Consider the following 17211-nt stretch of genomic DNA (forward strand, 5'->3'; position numbering starts at 1 on the left):
CGCGCCGGTCCCGTGGTCTGTGGACGAGACCTCGCTCCACCGTCCTGTGCGCAGCCACCGGACACCGCTCGACGGACCGGCTCGCGCCACCGGCCCCGGCAGGGGTCGACCGGCGTCCCCGCCGGACGTCTCGCCGACCGCGGACCGGCGTCCCTCTCACGCGCGTCGCGCGCCGTCCTCGCCGCTCTCCCCGCCCCCGGCGTCGGCGGCGTCGACGGACGCCGTCCCCGCCCAGCGCAGCACCTCGACGTCCCGGCCCAGTCCCCTGCGCAGTCGGCGCAGGTCTCGGCGCGTCGGGTCGACGACGTGGGGCACCCGCGCCCCGCGCAGCAGGGGCAGGTCGCGGGCGCTGTCGGAGTACGCGTGGTCGACGGGCAGCTCGACGCCCGCCGCCCGCAGAGCGGTCACCTTGCCCGGCCCTCGGGCGTGCACGACGGGCGGCGGCGGTCGCCAGCGGTGGCGGACCAGCCGGGTCCCGACCACCTCCACCTCGCGCAGGCCCAGGGCGTCGCGCACGGCCAGCGCCAGCGGCTCCGCGCAGCCGGTCGCGAGGACGACCCGGTCCCCGCGGCGCAGGTGCTCGCGCACGCGCGCCACCCCGGCGCCCGCGACCCGACCCCCACCCGCGTGGACGGCGGCGACGCGCCGGACCTCGGCGGCGAAGGCGTCGTCGTCGAGGCCCAGCCCGGCGAGCCACACGAGCCCGCGCTCGGCCGCCGAGCGCGTCGGCGCCAGCACCAGCCCGGGCCCCCACAGCGGCGCGGCGACGACGGCCACCAGCAGGCGCAGCCGGTGGCGGGACAGCAGGTGGCGCAGGAGGGCGCCGGAGGCGTCACCCGCGACGAGCGTGCCGTCGAGGTCGACGACGACCGTCGCGCGCTCGCCACCACCGCTCCCGCGCCCGGGCGACGTCGGTGCGGTGGGACCCATACGGCCACCGTGGCAGGCGCTGGCGGCCCGTGCTCGCCGCGCGACGCCGCGCCCTCGGCGACGACGCCCGCCCGCCCGCCCTCCGCGACGTCGGCGGACCCGCCACGGGTCCGGCGGACGGACCGTCCTGCCGGGCGCGCCGGTGTCGGGCACGATCAGCAGCGGCCCCCGGCGCCCCGCGCCGGCGGGCGCGACGCTCCCCCCGAGCGCCCTGACCCCGCCCCGGGCCGCTGCGGCGGCCCCGACCCCTCCGGGAGACCGCATGGCCGGCACGACCGACACGACCTCGAGCACGGGCACCCCCGCGAAGCCGGACCCGGGCGGCCTCGCCGACGTCGGCGTCACCGGCCTCGCGGTGATGGGCCGCAACCTGGCCCGCAACATCGCCCGGCACGGCCACGCGGTGGCGGTGCACAACCGGACGGCGTCCCGCGTCGACGAGCTGGTCGCCGAGCACGGCGACGAGGGCGACTTCCGCCCCTCGCACTCGCTCGAGGACTTCGTCGCGTCCCTCGCCAAGCCGCGCCGCGTGATCATCATGGTCAAGGCCGGGAAGGCGACGGACGCCGTCATCGACGAGCTGGTGCCCCTCCTCGAGGAGGGCGACATCGTCGTCGACGCCGGCAACGCGCACTACGAGGACACCCGCCGCCGCGAGCACGACCTGCGCGAGCGCGGCCTGCATTTCGTCGGCACCGGCGTCTCCGGCGGCGAGGAGGGCGCCCTCGAGGGGCCGAGCATCATGCCCGGCGGCTCGCGCGAGTCCTACGAGGCCCTCGGGCCGATCCTCGAGGACATCGCGGTCGACGTCGACGGCACCCCGTGCTGCACCTACGTCGGCCCCGACGGCGCGGGCCACTTCGTCAAGATGGTCCACAACGGCATCGAGTACGCCGACATGCAGCTCATCGCGGAGGCGTACGACCTCCTGCGCCAGGGGCTCGGCCTCTCCCCCGCCCAGCTCGCCGACGTCTTCGACGAGTGGAACGAGGGCGACCTCGAGTCCTTCCTCGTGGAGATCACCGCCCGGGTGCTGCGCCACGAGGACGCGAGCACGGGCAAGCCGTTCGTCGACGTCGTCGTCGACCAGGCCGAGCAGAAGGGCACCGGCCGCTGGACGGTGCAGTCCGCGCTCGACCTCGGCGTGCCCGTGACGGGCATCGCCGAGGCCGTCTTCGCGCGCGCCCTCTCCGGTGCCGCGGGCCAGCGGAAGGCGGTGCTGGACAAGGGGCTCGCCGGCCCGAGCGGCGGCCGCCTCGAGGGCGCCGACGCCGAGGGCTTCGTCGACGCCGTCCGCCAGGCGCTCTACGCCTCCAAGGTCGTGGCGTACGCGCAGGGCTTCGACCAGATCACCGCGGCCAGCCAGGAGTACGGCTGGGAGATCGACCGCGGGATGATGGCGACGATCTGGCGCGGCGGCTGCATCATCCGCGCCCGCTTCCTCGACCGCATCAAGCAGGCCTACGACAAGGACCAGCACCTGGCCTCGCTGCTGCTCGACGACTACTTCGCCGAGGCCGTCGCCGACGCGCAGGACGCCTGGCGGCGCGTGGTCGCGACGGCCGTCCGGCTCGGCGTCCCCGCCCCCGGCTTCTCGAGCGCGCTGGCGTACTACGACGGCCTGCGCCGCGACCGCCTGCCGGCCGCCCTCGTCCAGGGGCTGCGCGACCTCTTCGGCGCCCACACCTACCGGCGCGTCGACGCCGAGGGCACCTACCACGTGCTGTGGTCGGAGGACGGCTCCGAGGAGCGTCAGGACACCCAGGACCAGGGCTCCCACAGCCCCCACTGAGCGCCGTACCCGCTCGGCGGCGCGGGCCCGGCACCCCTGGGGTGCCGGGCCCGCGTCATCAGGGGACGGCGTCCGGGAGCGGTGCGGACGGCAGCGCCTGGAGAGGGACGGCGGGGGCCGGCACGGGGGCGCGCCCGCCCGTCGACCGGGTCGGCCGCGCCCCCGGCACCGGAGGCACCGGAGGCACCACGGGCAGGAGCCCCGCCATGTGCTCGGCCGCCAGGGCCGGGGAGAACAGGTGCCCCTGGCCGTAACGGATGCCCAGGTCCACGAGCGCGCTGCGCTGCTCGGTCGTCTCGACGCCCTCGGCCAGGACGTCGAGGCGCAGCGCCCGCGCCATCGCCGCGATGCCGGCGAGGAGGTCGAGGTCCTCCTCGAGCGACGTCACGAGCGAGCGGTCGAGCTTGAGCAGGGAGACGGGGAAGCGCTGCAGGTAGCCGAGCGAGGTGTAGCCGGCCCCGAAGTCGTCGAGGCTGATCCGCACGCCCGCGTCCTGCAGCGCCCGCAGCTCGCGCACCACGGCCGCGGACGCGGGCACCTGCTCGTGCTCGGTGATCTCCAGCCGCAGCAGGGACGCCGGAACCCCGTGCCGCCGCAGCTGCCGCTCGACCCGTGAGGCCAGGCGCCCCTCGACGAGGCTCGCGGGGGTGACGTTGACGCTGACCGGGACGGCGTCGAGCCCTCGGCCGCGCCAGTCGGCGAGCTGGCCCAGGGCGACGTCGAGGACGTGGGCGTCGACGTCGACGTCGCGGCCCCCCTCGTGGGCGACGGGCAGGAAGTCGGCGGGCGGCAGCAGGCCCAGCAGCGGGTGGTGCCAGCGCAGGAGCGCCTCCGAGCCGACGACCTCCCCGGTCTCCAGGAGCACCAGCGGCTGGTGGTGGACGACGAGCGAGCCCACCCGGGCGGCCGGCGCGCCCTCGAGGACGAGCCGCAGGTCCTCGGCGAGGCGCTGGCGGCGCTGCACCTGCGTGCGCATGCGCGGCCGGTACGTCGTCACCCCGGCCTTGCCCGCCGCCTTCGTCTCGTAGAGGGCGATGTCGGCGCGGGTCAGCGCCTGCGGCAGCGAGGACGGGGCGCGCACGTGGACGACGCCGACGCTCCCGCTGCCCCGCAGGTCGTGGCCGGAGACGGTGCGCGGGCGCTGCAGGGCCTCGACGAGGCGCCCGGGGGTCCCGTCGTGGAGCCGGCGTCGCTCGGCGTCGACGGCCCCCGATGCGGGCCCGCCCGGGTCCAGCGGCTCCGGGGTGGCCGGCAGCAGGACGACGAACTCGTCGCCGCCCTGACGCGCGACGACGGCGTCCGGGCCGGCCGCGCGCACGAGCGCCGCGGCGACGTCGCGCAGGAGCTCGTCCCCCACCTCGTGGCCGTGGGTGTCGTTGACGGCCTTGAAGTCGTCGAGGTCCACGAGGCACAGCAGGAGCCCGTCGGGCCCGCGGACCATGCGGCGGAAGGCGGCGTCGAGGCCCCGGCGGTTGCGCAGCCCCGTGAGGGCGTCGTGGTCGGCGGCGCGCTCGCTGGCCCGCAGGGCCACGACGCCGCGCAGCATGCCGAGCGCGGCCAGCAGGGCCCCGCCCCCGACCACCGCGCCGGCCGGGAGAGCGGCGCTGCCGGAGGTGCGGTCGAGCGCCCACAGCGCCGGGGCGACGACGACGAGGGGCACGAGGCCGAGGAGGCGTCCGGAGGCCGGTCGGCACGCGCGCCCCCCCGGCTCGAGCGCCCCGTCCATGGAGGGCAGGAGGGCGGCGCCGCCGAGCACGACGAGGCAGACGGCGCCGAGCACCTGCAGCAGGCCGCCCGGTGCGGCGGCGGCGGGGTGCACAGCCGCGCCGAGGTGGTAGCCGACGCCCGCCAGGGCCCCGACGACGAGGAGACGGGCCGAGGCGCCGAGCTCGGAGCGCGAGAGGGCGAAGCGCAGGACGAGGGCGAGCAGGACGACGTCGAGGGCCGCACCGGTGGCCCCCGGGCCGTCGGTCCCGCCCCGCAGGAGGCGCGCGACGAGGTCGGCCACCGCGAGCGCCACCACCGCGGCCAGCAGCAGGTTCTCGAGGAGGACGCCCGGGTCGCCCTCGCGCCGTCGCCGTCGCCGTCGCGGGAGGCCCCCGGCGACGAGGCGGACGACGACGCCCGCACCGACCACCTGGCCCACCGCCACGGCGTCCTGCGGGAGGTCCCCGCCGGGCGCGACCAGCGCGGCCGTGTGGCCGACGGCCCAGCACGTGAGCATGAGGCCGGTGGCGGCCCACGCCCGGCGGTGCGGCGGCCGGTGGACAGCCGTCCCGACGAGCACGGCGGCCACCGCGGCCCAGGCCGCGGCGGCGAGGAGCGCGGGGCGCAGGCCGGGCGCCGCGACGCCGGCGACCGCGGCACCGGCCGCCACGACGAGGACGGCCGCGAGGGCCGCGCGCTCCGCGCGCGTCGACGACGGTGCGGGCACCGGCCACCTCCCCCGCCGCCCGGCCGGGCGCCGGGCTCACGCCTCCTCCCGTCGGCGGGCAGGACGACGCTCCTGAGGTGCGGCGCCGCCCGAGGGCGCGGCACCGCCCGTCCGGCCCCTCCACCTCCTCCGGATCCCCGCCACCGGCCCTCTCCGCTCCCGCCCCTCGGGCGCCGCTAGCCTCGCCGCCGTGCAGCTGGAGGGGACGACGGCCCTGGTCACCGGCGCGGGCAGCGGCCTCGGGGCGGCGGCGGCGCTCGAGCTCGCGCGGGCGGGTGCCCGCGTCGTGCTCCTCGACCGCGACGCCGACGCCGCGGCGCGCACGGCCGGCGCGCTCCCGGCGCCCGCCGCGGGCGCGCACGCCGCGCTGGGAGGTGACGTCACCTCGGAGGCGGACGTCGGAGCCGCCGTCGAGGCCGCCGGCGCCGTCCCGGGCGCGGCGCTGCGGGCCGTCGTGCACTGCGCCGGGGTCGGCACCCCCGGCAAGGTCCTCGGCCGCCGCGGGCCCCTGCCGCTCGAGGCCTTCGAGCAGGTCGTCCGGGTCAACCTCGTGGGGACCTTCAACGTGCTGCGGCTGGCCTCCGCGGCCATGGCCGCCTCCGAGCCCGCCGGCCCGGACGGCGAGGAGCGCGGCGTCGTCGTGCTGACGGCGTCGGTGGCCGCCTTCGACGGCCAGGTCGGGCAGCCCGCGTACGCCGCCTCGAAGGCCGGCGTGGCGGGCCTCGTCCTCCCGGCCGCCCGCGAGCTGGCCGCGCACCGCGTGCGCGTCCTCGCCGTCGCGCCCGGCGTCTTCCGCACGCCCATGGTGGCGGGGCTGCCCGACGACGCCGTCGCCGGCCTCGAGGCCGGCGTGCCGCACCCCGGCCGGCTCGGGCGGCCCGAGGAGTTCGCCGCCCTCGCCCGCCACGCCGTCGAGAACGCCTACCTCAACGGCGAGGTCGTGCGCCTCGACGGAGCCCTGCGGATGCCGCCGGCGTAGCGCGCGCGACCGGACGGGGGAACGGCGGTCACGAGACGGCCACGCCCCGGCGGAACGGCTGCGCGACGTCCTCGCGGTGCGCTCTCCTCGCCTCCTCGCCGTCGCCGACGGCCCCGCCACGAGGAGGCGCGGTGACCCCGCCCCAGCCCCCCGACGAGCCCCCGCGTCCCGCCCCCGACGGGTGGACCGCCGTCTGGGCGCGTCCCGGCCCAGCGGCACCGACCTCCCCGCCGGGCGGCACCGCGGCCCCCGCCGGCCCCGACGGCACGACCGCGTGGGGCGCCGCTCCGCCGCCCCGGCCCCCGCGCCCGGCGTGGCGGTGGGTCGTCGGCGCCGCGGTCCTCCTCGCCGTCGTCGTCGGTGGCGCCGCGCTCGCGGTCACGGGCGCCCGCGCGGCCTGGGACGCCCTCGGCGACGGCTCCTTCTTCGGCCTCGAGGAGGGCGAGCGCTACGGCGACAACCCGGTGCTCGACGCGCTGTGGGACGACTGCGAGGCCGGCGACGGCCTCGCCTGCGACGACCTCTTCGACTCCTCCGGCTTCGGCACCGCCTACGAGACCTTCGGTCTCACCTGCGGGAAGCGCTTCACCGAGGCGTCGGCCCCCGAGTGGTGCGAGGACGAGCTGGACGGGGCGACGAGGGTGCGCGACGACGCGCGCCCCGCCGACGACGCCGTCCTCGACCGCCTCCGCGACGGCTGCGCGGAGGGCGACGGCGTGGACTGCGACGAGCTCTACGCCCTCGCCGAGGAGGGCTCGGACGACGAGCGCTTCGGCGTCACCTGCGGCGAGCGCTACTCGGAGCTTCGCGCCCCGGACTTCTGCGCCGAGGCGCTGGGATAGGGCTGACGGGGCCGACGGGAGGGGGCCGACGGGAGGGCCGGCGGGAGGGGCCGGCGGGAGGGGCCGGCGGGAGGGGCCGGCGGGAGGGGGCCGCCCCGGCGGGCGGCCCCTCCCCTGCTCAGTCGAGCGTGCGCGTGCGCTGCGCGACCCCGGCGGGGCCGTAGGGGTAGTCGGCCACGGCGGGGGCGCTGGCCTCGTCGAGCTTCGCCGTCTCGACGTCGGTGAGGTGCAGGCCGACGGCGCCGAGGTTGCCCTCGAGCTGCTCGGGGGTGCGGACGCCGAGGATGACCGAGGAGACGCCCGGGCGGTCGTGCAGCCACGCCAGGGCCACCTGCGCCATCGTCGCGCCCCGCCCCTCGGCGACCTGCTGCAGCGCCTCGAGGACGTCCCACGTCTGCTGGCTGCCGCTGCGCTTGTCGTAGGCCTCCATGCCGCGCTGCGGGTCCTCGCCCAGGCGCGTGGCCCCCTCGGGGCGGGCGTCGCGGCGGTACTTGCCGCTGAGCCAGCCCCCGGCGAGGGGGCTCCAGGGCAGCAGCCCGAGGCCCCCGGCGACCGCCGCGGGCACGATCTCGTGCTCGGTCTCGCGGACGAGCAGGTTGTACTGCGGCTGGTGGCTCACGAGCGGGAACCGCCCGGCGGCCAGGGCGGTCATGGTGGCGGTCTGCCAGCCCGTGTAGTTCGACAGGCCCGCGTAGCCGATCTTGCCCTGGTGCACGGCGTCCTCGAGGAAGCCCGCGGTCTCCTCCATCGGCGTCACGGCCTCGTGGGCGTGCACCTGGTAGAGGTCGACGTGGTCGACGCCGAGGCGCTGCAGCGAGCGGTCGAGCGAGCGGCGCAGGTTGCGGCGGGAGCCCCCGGCGTCGCGCGGCTCGACGCCGCGGCTGGGGAAGCGGCCCTTGGTGGCCAGGACGACCCGGTCGCGCGTGCTCGAGCCCTGCGCGGCCATCCAGCGACCGATGATCGACTCGGACAGGCCGCCGGCGTAGACGTCGGCCGTCTCGAGGACGAGGCCGCCGGCGTCCACGTACTGCGACATCATCTCGAACGAGGCGGCCTCGTCGGCCTCCGCCCCGAACGTCATGGTGCCGAGCGCGTAGGTCGAGACGGCCAGGCCGCTGCGGCCGAGGGTGCGGTGCTCCATCGCGGTGCTCTCCTCCGGTGGGGTGTCCGCCCACCCTGCCCCCCGGGGACGTCCCGGGCGAGGTGGGCGGACCGCCCCTCCCCCGGCTCAGGCGAAGCCGGCGTCCTCCCGCGGCGCGTAGTGCTCCTCGAGGCGCGCGGCCTCGTCGTCGGTCAGCTCGAGCTCGACGGCGGCGACCGCGTCGTCGAGGTGGTGGGGCTTCGTCGTCCCGACGATGGGCGCGGACACCGCGGGACGGCGCATGACCCAGGCCAGCGCCACCTGCGCCGGCGTCACGCCGCGCTCGCGGGCGACCTGGGCGACGGCGTCGACGATGCGCGCGTCGTCGTCGCGGTAGAGGCCCTTGCCGAACTCGTCGGTGTCGCTGCGCGCGGTCTCGGAGTCCCACGGCCGCGTCAGGCGGCCCCGGGCCAGCGGGCTCCAGGGGATGGCGCCGACGCCGGTGGCCTCGCAGTACGGCAGCATCTCGCGCTCCTCCTCGCGCATGAGGAGGTTGTAGTGGTCCTGCATGGAGACGAAGGGCGTCCACCCGTGGCGCTCGGCGACGTGCTGCATCTGCTGGAACTGCCAGGCCCACATCGACGAGGCGCCGAGGTAGCGGGCCTTGCCCGCCCGCACGACGTCGTGGAGGGCCTCCATCGTCTCCTCGACCGGCGTCGCCGGGTCGAAGCGGTGGATCTGGTAGAGGTCGACGTGGTCGACGCCGAGGCGCCGCAGGCTGTTGTCGACCTCCGTGAGGATCGCCCTCCGCGAGAGCCCGGCGCCGTTCGGGCCCGGGCGCATGCGCCCGTGGACCTTCGTCGCGATGACGACGTCGTCGCGGGAGGCCATGTCGCGCAGCGCGCGCCCGACGATCTCCTCGCTCGTGCCGTCGGAGTACACGTTGGCCGTGTCGAAGAAGGTCACCCCCGCCTCGAGCGCGCGGCGGATGGACTCCCGGCTCTCCTCCTCCGGCATGGACCAGGGGTGCCCGCCCCGCTCGGGGACGCCGTAGCTCATGCACCCCAGGGCGATCCGCGAGATCTCCAGCCCGGTGCTGCCCAGCCTCGTGTACTGCACGTCGACCTCCTGCTCCGCGTCCCGGGCGGGTCCCGCGGCGCGGTGACCACGCGACCACGTCCGCGCGCCCGCCGCACCCCCGGGCCGCATCACCGGCCCGGCCGCCCGGCGTCCCCGCCCGCCGGCTTCCGTCAGGCCGTCGCGCGGCGCGACGCGACGAGCGCCAGGGACAGCCCCAGCGTCATCAGCGCCGCCATCGGCACCACCGAGCCGGTGCCGACGGCGCCGGTCACCGGGATGACGAGCGCGCCGCAGGTGAAGGCGAGCCCGCCGCTCAGCGCCGAGGCCGTGCCGCGCGCGCGGTCCCCGGCGGCCTGCGCGAGCGCGAAGCCGGCCGGCAGCACGAGCCCCATGCCCGCGGTGAGGCCGGAGAGGAGCACCCAGACGAGCGGGAAGGGCGGCGGCCCGCCGGCCACGGCCGGCGCCAGCAGGGCGGCGACCAGCAGGAGGGCCGACGACCCGGCGGCCACCGCGAGACCGGTGCGGCGCAGCGCCGTCGCCGGCCAGCGGTGCACGAGGCGGGCGAAGGCGAAGCTCGTCGCCGCCATCGCCGCGCCGTTCGCCGCGAAGACGAGCCCGTACGTCGCGGCGCCGACGCCGTAGACGCCCTGGAGGACGAGGCTCGAGCCCCCGATGTAGCTGAAGAAGCCGACGGTGGCGAGGCAGGCGACCACCACGTGCCGGGTGAAGCGGCGGTCCCGCAGGAGGTCGACGACCCGCGCCGCCGTGGCCGCGGCCGACGCCCCGCCGCGCTCGTGCACCGGGAGGCTCTCGGGCACGCCCCGCCAGGCCCCCAGCACCTGCAGCAGCCCGATCCCCGCGAGGACGCCGAAGACCAGGCGCCAGTCCCCCACCTGCAGCACCCCGGCGCCGACGGTCGGCGCGACCACCGGCCCGAGGAGCCCGACCGCCGTCAGCAGCCCGAAGCGGGAGGCGGCGTCGGCGCCCCGGTGGGTGTCGCTGACGACGGCGCGGGCGCACACCGCCCCCGCCGAGGCGGCGACGCCCTGCACGAGGCGCGCGACGACGAGGACGCCGGCGCCCGGCGCCAGCGCGCACAGCACCGAGGCGACGGCGAAGGCCGCAGGCCCGAGCAGCAGCAGCGGACGCCGCCCCACCGCGTCGCTCACCGGCCCCAGCACGAGCGATCCCACGGCGAAGCCGACGAGGAAGGCGGTGAGCGTGAGCTGCGCGGCGACGTCCCCCGTCCCGAGGTCGCGGCCGACCGCGGGCAGGGCGGGCAGGTACATGTCCGTCGCCAGCGCCGAGACGCCGCTGAGGAGCACCAGCACCCAGAAGGCCGGCGCCCGGGTGGACGTCGTCCTGCGCGCGACCGGTCCTCGTGCTGGCACGCCCCCACCTCACCACGCCGCGGGGACGGGCCTCCGGCCGACGGTCCTGCCGGGGCGGGGGGGGGGGGGGACGCGGGACCCGGCGCGCGTCCGGGAGCGGAGGTGGAGGGCCCTCCCTCAGGCGGGCGGGCGCAGCTCGTCCGCCGCGACGCCGTCGCCGCCCGCGACCGCCCGCATCTCGAAGAGCGCGTCGACGCCGAGCATCTCGAGCAGCTGCTGCACCTGCGGCGAGGGGCCCAGCAGCGCGGGCCGCTCGGTCGGGGCGTCGCGCCCGCGGGGAGCGGCGACCCGCAGCAGGAGCCCGAGCCCCTGGGTGTCGACGAAGCTGACGCCGCTCACGTCGATGGAGCGGACCCAGGCGAGGTCGTCGCTCGTGCTGCGGTCGAAGGTCTCGACGGCCGCCAGGTCGACGTCGCCCTCGAGGACGAGCAGCCGCTCGTCGGGCAGCGCCTGCACACGGCCGGCCGGTCGCCCGACGTCGTGCCCCCGGGGGGTGCGGTCCATGCGTCTCCTCGCCCGTCCGCCGGTGCTCCGTCGCGCTCGCCGGTCTGCTCCACCGAGCCCGCTGGGCCGTCCCGCGCGTCCGTCGGCGGGCACTCGCGCGTACACCGTAACCGCCGGTCGGACGGGGAGGGCGCGCGGGTCACCCCTCCGTGCGGGCCCGTCAGCCGCCGGGTGTCGCCGGGCGGGCGATTACCGCCGCCGCGAGGGCCTCGGTCGCCCCCGGCGCCACCTCGAGGAAGAGGGAGGGCTCCGCCAGCTCGAGCTCGAGGAGCAGCGGGCCGTCCGGGGAGGGCAGGAGGTCCACCCGGGCGTACAGCGGCGTGGCGCCGGTCCGGGCGCGGACGACCTCCAGCGCCCGCCGCGCGACGTCCGCCTCGGCCGCCGACGGCTCACGGGCGGTGATCTGCTCGGGGGCGAAGAGGCCGTCCACGAGGTCGGCCGAGCGTCGCAGCAGCGGCCCCTTGCGGGCGGCGTGGGAGACCCGGCCGTCGAGGAGGACCACCGCCGTCTCCCCGTGGTCGTCGACGCCCGCGAGGTAGGGCTGCACCAGGGCCGTCCGGCCGCTCGCGTGGACGGCGCGCACGTGCGCCCGCGACCGATCCACCTCCTCGGCGCCCAGGCGCAGCGTGTCCTTCGAGCCCGCCGAGACCGTCGGCTTGACGACGTGCTCCCGGTCGAGGAAGGGGTGCTCCTCCCCGTCCCCGGGGGCGAGGAGGGCCGACGGGACCACGGGGAGCCCGGCCGCCCGCAGGTCCTCCAGGTAGGTCTTGTCGGTGCTCCAGCGCAGCAGGTCCGGCGGGTTGTCGAGCGCGGTGACGGCCGCCACCCGCTCCGCCCACGCGAGGAAGTCGGCCCGCCGGGGCACGTAGTCCCACGTCGAGCGGACGACGACGAGGTCGGCGGCCGCCCAGTCCTCGCCCCCGTCGTCCCAGACGGCGGGCCGGGCGTCGGCGCCCCGGCCCCGGAGGGCGCGCAGGAGGCCCTGGCCCTCGGCGTCGAGGTCCGGCAGGTCGCGGCACGTGGCGAGCAGGACGAGCGGCCGACGGGCGGAGGGGCGCCCACCGGTGGGGCGGGCGGGCGGCGGGACGGCGGTCACCCGGCCATCCTGCCGCCCGGGGCACCACCGGCCGGGTCGTCGCCGGCCGGGTCGCCTGCGGGTGGGGCGAACGAGGTGCGGCGGACCACCCGCCGCAGGCCGGCGAGGACCGCGGGCCCGGCGAGGAGGACGCCGACGGCCGTGGTGACCGCGCGGCCGACGTCCCAGCCCAGCGAGGTGAGGGCCGAGTAGAGCAGGAGCCGGCCGAGGTTGTCCCCGAGCGGCGCGCCCGCCACGTAGGAGGCGCCCGTGCCCGCGGTCGCGAGGGGCCACCCCCAGAGGTTCATGAGCAGCCCGAAGCCCAGGGCGGCGACGACGGCGTACCCGGTGAGCAGCGCCACCTCGGCCCGCCCGCGCGGTCGGCGGGGCAGCAGCCCGGCGCCGAGCCCCACCCATCCCGCGGCGACCATCTGGAACGGCAGCCACGGCCCCACCCCCGCCGTCAGCACCGCCGAGGCGAGCAGCGACGTGCAGCCGAGGACGAAGCCGAACCCCGGGCCGAGCACCCGCCCGGCGAGCACGAGGAGGAAGAAGACGGTCTCGACGCCGACGAGGCCGGCCCCGAGGGCCCGCAGGCCCGCGTTGACGGCCGACAGCACGCCGAGCAGCGCGAGCGCGGAGACCTCGATGCCGCCGTCGGCGAGCTCGGCGAGGACGACGGCGAGGACGAGCGGCAGGAGGAGGGCGAAGAGGAGCGGGGCGCCGGCGCTGCCCGCCAGCGCGGCGCCGGCGGGCACCAGCAGCGGCCACGCGAACATCAGCAGCCCGGCGACGGAGGCCAGCGCCAGCACGAGGGCCGAGCGCGGGCGCAGCCGCACCGCGGCGGGGCGCGGGGCGGCGGGACGACGGGCGGCGGGACGACGGGCAGCGGGGCGCGGCGCTGCGTCTCGAGGTGCTGCGTCTCGGGGCACTGCGTCTCGGGACCCCGTGCGGCGGGGCGCGCGCCTCACGACATGCCCCTCACGACGTCCCCCTCGGGGAGCCCCTCGCCGGCGAGCGCGGCCCGCACCTCGTCGGGCACCAGCCACGGCTCGGGGGCCAGGACCTTGGCGGTCTGGGGCGCGAAGGCGGGCGAGGCGGCGACGACCTCGGCGGTCGCGCCGTCGGCGACGACCCGGCCCTGGGCCATGACGACGACCCGGTCGGCCGCCCCCGCGACGAGCTCGACGTCGTGGGTGGCGAGCACGACGGCGCGGCCCTCGGCGGCGAGGGCGCGCACGGCCTCGCCGACGCGCCGCTTGGCGCCCTCGTCGAGGCCCCGCGTCGGCTCGTCGAGCAGGACGACGCGCGGCGCCGCCGCGAGCTGCACGGCGAGCACGAGCGCGAGGCGCTGCCCCTCGGACAGGTCGCGCGGGTGCCGGTCGTCCGGGACGCCGGGCGAGACCTCGTCGAGCAGGGCCCGGCAGGTGCCGGGCGGACGGCCCGACTCCGCGTCCGCCTGCGCGCACTCGGCGGCCACGCTGCCGAGGTAGAGCAGGTCGCCCGGCGTCTGGGGCACGAGGCCGACGAGGGCGCGCGCGGCCGCGGGCGCCAGCGCCCCGGGGTCGCGGCGGCCCTCGGCGTCGGGTCCGTCGACGGGCCGCCGAGCCGGCCGGAGGAGGTCGCGCAGCCCGGGACGACGACCGCGGGGCGCTGTCGTGCAGGGGTGCGCGTCCGTCCCGGCGCCCGCCGCCCCGAGCTCCGGGACGTCGCCGAGCACGCGCACGTCGCCGCCCGACCGGGGGCCCGAGCCCTGCCACGCCCACAGCAGCGACGACTTCCCGGAGCCGTTGCGACCCATGAGGGCCACGACCTCCCCGGCCGCGAGGTCGAGGTCCACCCCCGCGACGGCGCGCACGGCCCCGGAGCCGCGGCCGTGGACGACCGCGAGGCCGCGCGAGCGGAGGAGGGGCGGGCCGTCGTCGCGCCCGGGCGCCGGGCGGGGGGCGGGGCGACGCCCGGCGAGGCGCTCGACCAGCGGGCCGGCGCGCCGGCGGGCGTCGCGCACCGACAGCGGCGGCGGGTCCCAGCCGGCGACGCGCGCGAGCTCGACGACGGGCGGGGCGCCGTCGTGGTCGCGCATCATCGCGGCGGGCTCCCCGGCGCGGACCCGGCCGTCCCGCCCGACGAGGACGACGCGGTCGGCGTGCTGGACGACGCGCTCGAGCCGGTGCTCGGCCACGAGCACGGTGACGGCGAGGTCGTGCACGAGCCGGACGAGGGCTGCCAGGACGTCCTCGGCGGCGCCCGGGTCGAGGGCGGACGTCGGCTCGTCGAGCACGAGCACCCGCGGCCCGGCCGCGAGCACCGAGCCGATGGCCACGCGCTGCGCCTGGCCGCCGGAGAGGGTGCGCAGCGGCCGGTCGCGCAGGTCGGCGACGCCGAGGAGGTCGAGCACCTCCTCCACGCGGCGGCGCATCGCCGGGACCGGGACGGCGAGCTGCTCCATCGCGTAGGCCAGCTCGTCCTCGACCGAGTCGGTGACGAAGCCCGCCACCGGGTCCTGGCCGACGAAGCCGACGAGGTGGGCGAGGTCGCGCGGCGGCGTCGTCCGCGTGGAGGCGCCCGCCACGAGCACCTCCCCCGCGAGCTCGCCGCCGGTGAGGTGGGGCACGAGACCGCAGGCGGCCCCCAGCAGCGTCGACTTGCCGCTGCCCGTCGGCCCGGCGACGAGGCACAGCTCCCCCTCGGGGACGTCGAGGTCGACGTCGCGCAGCACGGGCCGCTCCGCGCCCGGGTAGGTGACGCTCACCCGGTCGAGGCGGAGCACCGGGGCCGGGGCGGAGGCGGAGGTCACCGGGCTCCCCCGCGCAGCGCCGCCGCCGGCGCGGCCGGGCGCGCCGTCCCGGCGGCGCCGACCGACGTGCGGCGGGGCCGCGGGGCCGCGCCGGGACGCGGGGCGAGGACGGCGGGGAGGGCGGCCACGAGCACCGCCGCGAGCGCGAGGGGGCTCGGCTCCGGCCAGGCGGGCGGCGTCGTCGACGGCGCCACGCCCGTCGGGTCGAGCGCCGCCGCGAGGACCATGGCTCCGGCCGAGGCCGCCCCCGCCGCGACGACGGCCCACTCCGGTGCTCCCCACGGGTCGGGGCGGTGGGCCGTCCGGCGCACGCGCGCGGAGGCCAGCCGCAGCCCGAGGACGGCGAGGAGGGCGCCGCCGAGCAGCACCGGGAGACCCGTCGCCGCGCCCGCCGTCGGGTCGAGGAGGCCGACGAGCCCCCAGCAGGTGCCGAGCAGGCCGCCGAGCAGCAGCGCGGCCGACGTCCGCCGGGCGCGGCGCGGCACGTCGGCCGTGCGCCCGTAGCCGCGCACCGCCATCGCCCCGGCCAGGGCGAGCGAGCGGTCCAGCGCGTCGGCGAGCACCGGCGAGAGGACGGCGGGCAGCGCCCGCACCCCCTCGGCCCCGCCCGCCCGCAGCCGGCGCGCCCGCCGCACCCGCCGCACGCTGTCGAGCAGCTGCGGGGCGGCGGTCAGGGCGATGACGACGGCCGTGGAGACCTCGGCGAGCGCCCCCGGGACGGCGCGGAGCAGGCGGCGCGCGTCGGCGAGGGAGTTGGCCGCCCCCACGCAGACGAGCACGGCGGCGAGGCGGAGGCCGTCGTAGACGCCGGCGAGCAGCGAGCCCGCCGTCACGGGCCCGAGGAGGGTGACCCCGGAGAGGAGGTCGGGCAGCGGCACCGCCGGCAGGTCGAGGACCACCGGCCCGGTGCCGAGCGCCGTGCCGCCGAAGAGGACGCGGAAGAGCGTGCGGACGGCGACGACGACCCCGGCGAGCACGAGGTAGGCCCGCAGGTCGAGACCGTGGGGGGCGTCCGGCCGCCGGGCCACGACGACGAGGCAGGCCACCGCGACGACCCCCACGAGGAGCAGGGGGTCGCTGGTCCGGCTCGCCGCCGCGGCCAGCCCGAGCGCCCACAGCCACCAGGCGCCCGGGTGGAGCCCGCGGCGGTCAGCGCGCGTCGGGCCTCCGCTCGTCCATCTCCTCGTCGCGGCGGCGACGGGCGCGCAGGGCGCCGAGCACGAGCGCCAGGACGACGAGCACCGCGACGACCCCGACGACGACCAGCGTCGTCCACGGCACCCCGGCGGCCTCCTCGGTGTCCGCCCCGACCTCGGACGCGTCGGCGCCCTCGGGGTCGACGGCCGGGGAGTCGCCCGCCGTCCCGTTCTCCGGAGCGCCCGTCAGCGTGGACGACGGCGACGACGTGGCGGTCGGCGCCGCCTCGCCGGCCACGGGCAGCGCCGCGACGGCGGCGGGCTCCACCCGCGGCGGGGCGCCCTCGAGGCTGTCGCCGGACAGCTCGGTCCACGACCACGCCTCGACGCCGCCGACCTCGGGCACGCGATCGGCCGCGCCGACCTGGCTGGAGGTCCACTCGCCGTCCCGCGGGGCGTACCAGTACGCCCAGTACCCGTCGTCGAGGCAGTCCGCCTGGTCGGGCGCGGGCAGGCCCTCGATGGTGCAGACGAAGCCGGGCTGGCTCTCCGTGGCCGTGAAGCCGGCCTCGGTGAGCGCCGTCAGCCCGTCGGGCGCCTCGAGCGCGCAGCCGGCGGTCGGCGCGGCGAGGTCGCCGCCCGCGAGGCCCTGCGGGTCGACGAGGACGGTCGCGCCCTCGTCCTCGGGGCACGCCTCGCCCGCGAGCTCGACGTCGGCCGACGCCGAGGGGGCGGCGGACGACGTCGTCGAGGGCGTGGCGGCCAGGGCCGGTCCGGCGCCGAGCGCGAGCACGAGGCCGGCGGAACCGGCGAGGGCGGCGAGGCGGGAGGTGGGGGCGACGGGCACGGAGAGCCTCTCGGGAGGGGCCGGCCGGGCGTCGCCCCGACCGGGCCCGGCCCGGGGCGCCGACGGGCGCGCAGCGGGAGGCCGACCGGGCTCCGCCCCGCAGACCACGGCGGGGATGGCGGGAGCCGCTGGCCCCCGGCGGGCGTTCCGGCTCGCGACGGCCCGCTCCGCCGGGGCGGGGACGGTCGTCGCCCACGGCTGCGGGTCAGCGCCGGCGTCGGACCGGCTTCCCCCGCGCGGGGACGGGCAGTTCTCGTCGGCGAGGGTAGCCGCCCCGGTGGGGCCGGCGCCCGCACGCCCGCGCGGCGGGCGCCCAGCCGGAG

Annotated in this window: 14 protein-coding genes; 3 read left to right on the forward strand and 11 right to left on the reverse strand. The window is 78.9% G+C overall.

Annotated elements, in window-relative coordinates:
* Nucleotides 1-156: 156 nt before the first annotated feature.
* Entirely contained in the window at nt 157-930 is a 774-nt protein-coding gene (locus Q0789_RS14085; protein ID WP_298806298.1) for a haloacid dehalogenase-like hydrolase, read from the reverse strand.
* Nucleotides 931-1192: 262 nt separating this feature from the next.
* Here Q0789_RS14085 and gndA point away from each other — a divergent pair, with 262 nt between their 5' ends.
* Nucleotides 1193-2722: an NADP-dependent phosphogluconate dehydrogenase gene (gene gndA / locus Q0789_RS14090; protein WP_298806301.1), complete on the forward strand. Its 1530-nt coding sequence runs from the start codon at nt 1193-1195 to the stop codon at nt 2720-2722.
* Between the two features lie 58 nt (nt 2723-2780).
* On the opposite strand, the gene Q0789_RS14095 is transcribed toward gndA, so the two are convergent.
* Nucleotides 2781-5156 carry a bifunctional diguanylate cyclase/phosphodiesterase gene (locus Q0789_RS14095; protein WP_298806303.1) on the reverse strand — a complete coding sequence of 792 codons (2376 nt, stop codon included), beginning with the start codon at nt 5154-5156 and terminating at the stop codon, nt 2781-2783.
* A 190-nt stretch (nt 5157-5346) separates the two neighbouring features.
* On the opposite strand from Q0789_RS14095, the gene Q0789_RS14100 reads away from it, so the two are divergent.
* Nucleotides 5347-6135: an SDR family NAD(P)-dependent oxidoreductase gene (locus Q0789_RS14100; RefSeq protein ID WP_298806305.1), complete on the forward strand. Its 789-nt coding sequence runs from the start codon at nt 5347-5349 to the stop codon at nt 6133-6135.
* Nucleotides 6136-6266: 131 nt separating this feature from the next.
* Nucleotides 6267-6977 carry a hypothetical protein gene (locus Q0789_RS14105; RefSeq protein ID WP_298806308.1) on the forward strand — a complete coding sequence of 237 codons (711 nt, stop codon included), beginning with the start codon at nt 6267-6269 and terminating at the stop codon, nt 6975-6977.
* A gap of 118 nt (nt 6978-7095) precedes the next feature.
* On the opposite strand, the gene Q0789_RS14110 is transcribed toward Q0789_RS14105, so the two are convergent.
* From Q0789_RS14110 to Q0789_RS14150, 9 genes are all read right to left on the reverse strand, one after another.
* Nucleotides 7096-8118 carry an aldo/keto reductase gene (locus Q0789_RS14110; protein WP_298806310.1) on the reverse strand — a complete coding sequence of 341 codons (1023 nt, stop codon included), beginning with the start codon at nt 8116-8118 and terminating at the stop codon, nt 7096-7098.
* Between the two features lie 87 nt (nt 8119-8205).
* Nucleotides 8206-9177: an aldo/keto reductase gene (locus Q0789_RS14115; protein WP_298806312.1), complete on the reverse strand. Its 972-nt coding sequence runs from the start codon at nt 9175-9177 to the stop codon at nt 8206-8208.
* A gap of 131 nt (nt 9178-9308) precedes the next feature.
* Nucleotides 9309-10529 carry a multidrug effflux MFS transporter gene (locus Q0789_RS14120; RefSeq protein WP_298806314.1) on the reverse strand — a complete coding sequence of 407 codons (1221 nt, stop codon included), beginning with the start codon at nt 10527-10529 and terminating at the stop codon, nt 9309-9311.
* Between the two features lie 117 nt (nt 10530-10646).
* A complete protein-coding gene (locus Q0789_RS14125; protein ID WP_298806317.1) occupies nt 10647-11033 on the reverse strand; it encodes an STAS domain-containing protein in 387 nt (128 codons plus the stop codon).
* A 160-nt stretch (nt 11034-11193) separates the two neighbouring features.
* Complete coding sequence (locus Q0789_RS14130) at nt 11194-12129, reverse strand: hypothetical protein (RefSeq protein ID WP_298806319.1); 936 nt, start codon at nt 12127-12129, stop codon at nt 11194-11196.
* Nucleotides 12126-12947, reverse strand: a complete 822-nt coding sequence (locus tag Q0789_RS14135; RefSeq protein WP_298806321.1) for an ECF transporter S component — start codon at nt 12945-12947, stop codon at nt 12126-12128. Before Q0789_RS14135 ends, Q0789_RS14130 begins: the two co-directional genes overlap by 4 nt.
* Nucleotides 12948-13075: 128 nt before the next feature.
* Nucleotides 13076-14878, reverse strand: a complete 1803-nt coding sequence (locus Q0789_RS14140) for an ATP-binding cassette domain-containing protein (protein ID WP_366917746.1) — start codon at nt 14876-14878, stop codon at nt 13076-13078.
* A gap of 23 nt (nt 14879-14901) precedes the next feature.
* Nucleotides 14902-15966, reverse strand: coding sequence for a CbiQ family ECF transporter T component (locus Q0789_RS14145; protein WP_298806325.1), 1065 nt, complete (start codon nt 15964-15966; stop codon nt 14902-14904).
* An 88-nt stretch (nt 15967-16054) separates the two neighbouring features.
* Nucleotides 16055-16888, reverse strand: a complete 834-nt coding sequence (locus tag Q0789_RS14150; RefSeq protein ID WP_298806327.1) for a hypothetical protein — start codon at nt 16886-16888, stop codon at nt 16055-16057.
* Nucleotides 16889-17211: the final 323 nt, after the last annotated feature.

This window comes from uncultured Pseudokineococcus sp. (genome assembly GCF_947499845.1).
In the GTDB taxonomy this organism is placed as follows: Bacteria; Actinomycetota; Actinomycetes; order Actinomycetales; family Quadrisphaeraceae; genus Pseudokineococcus.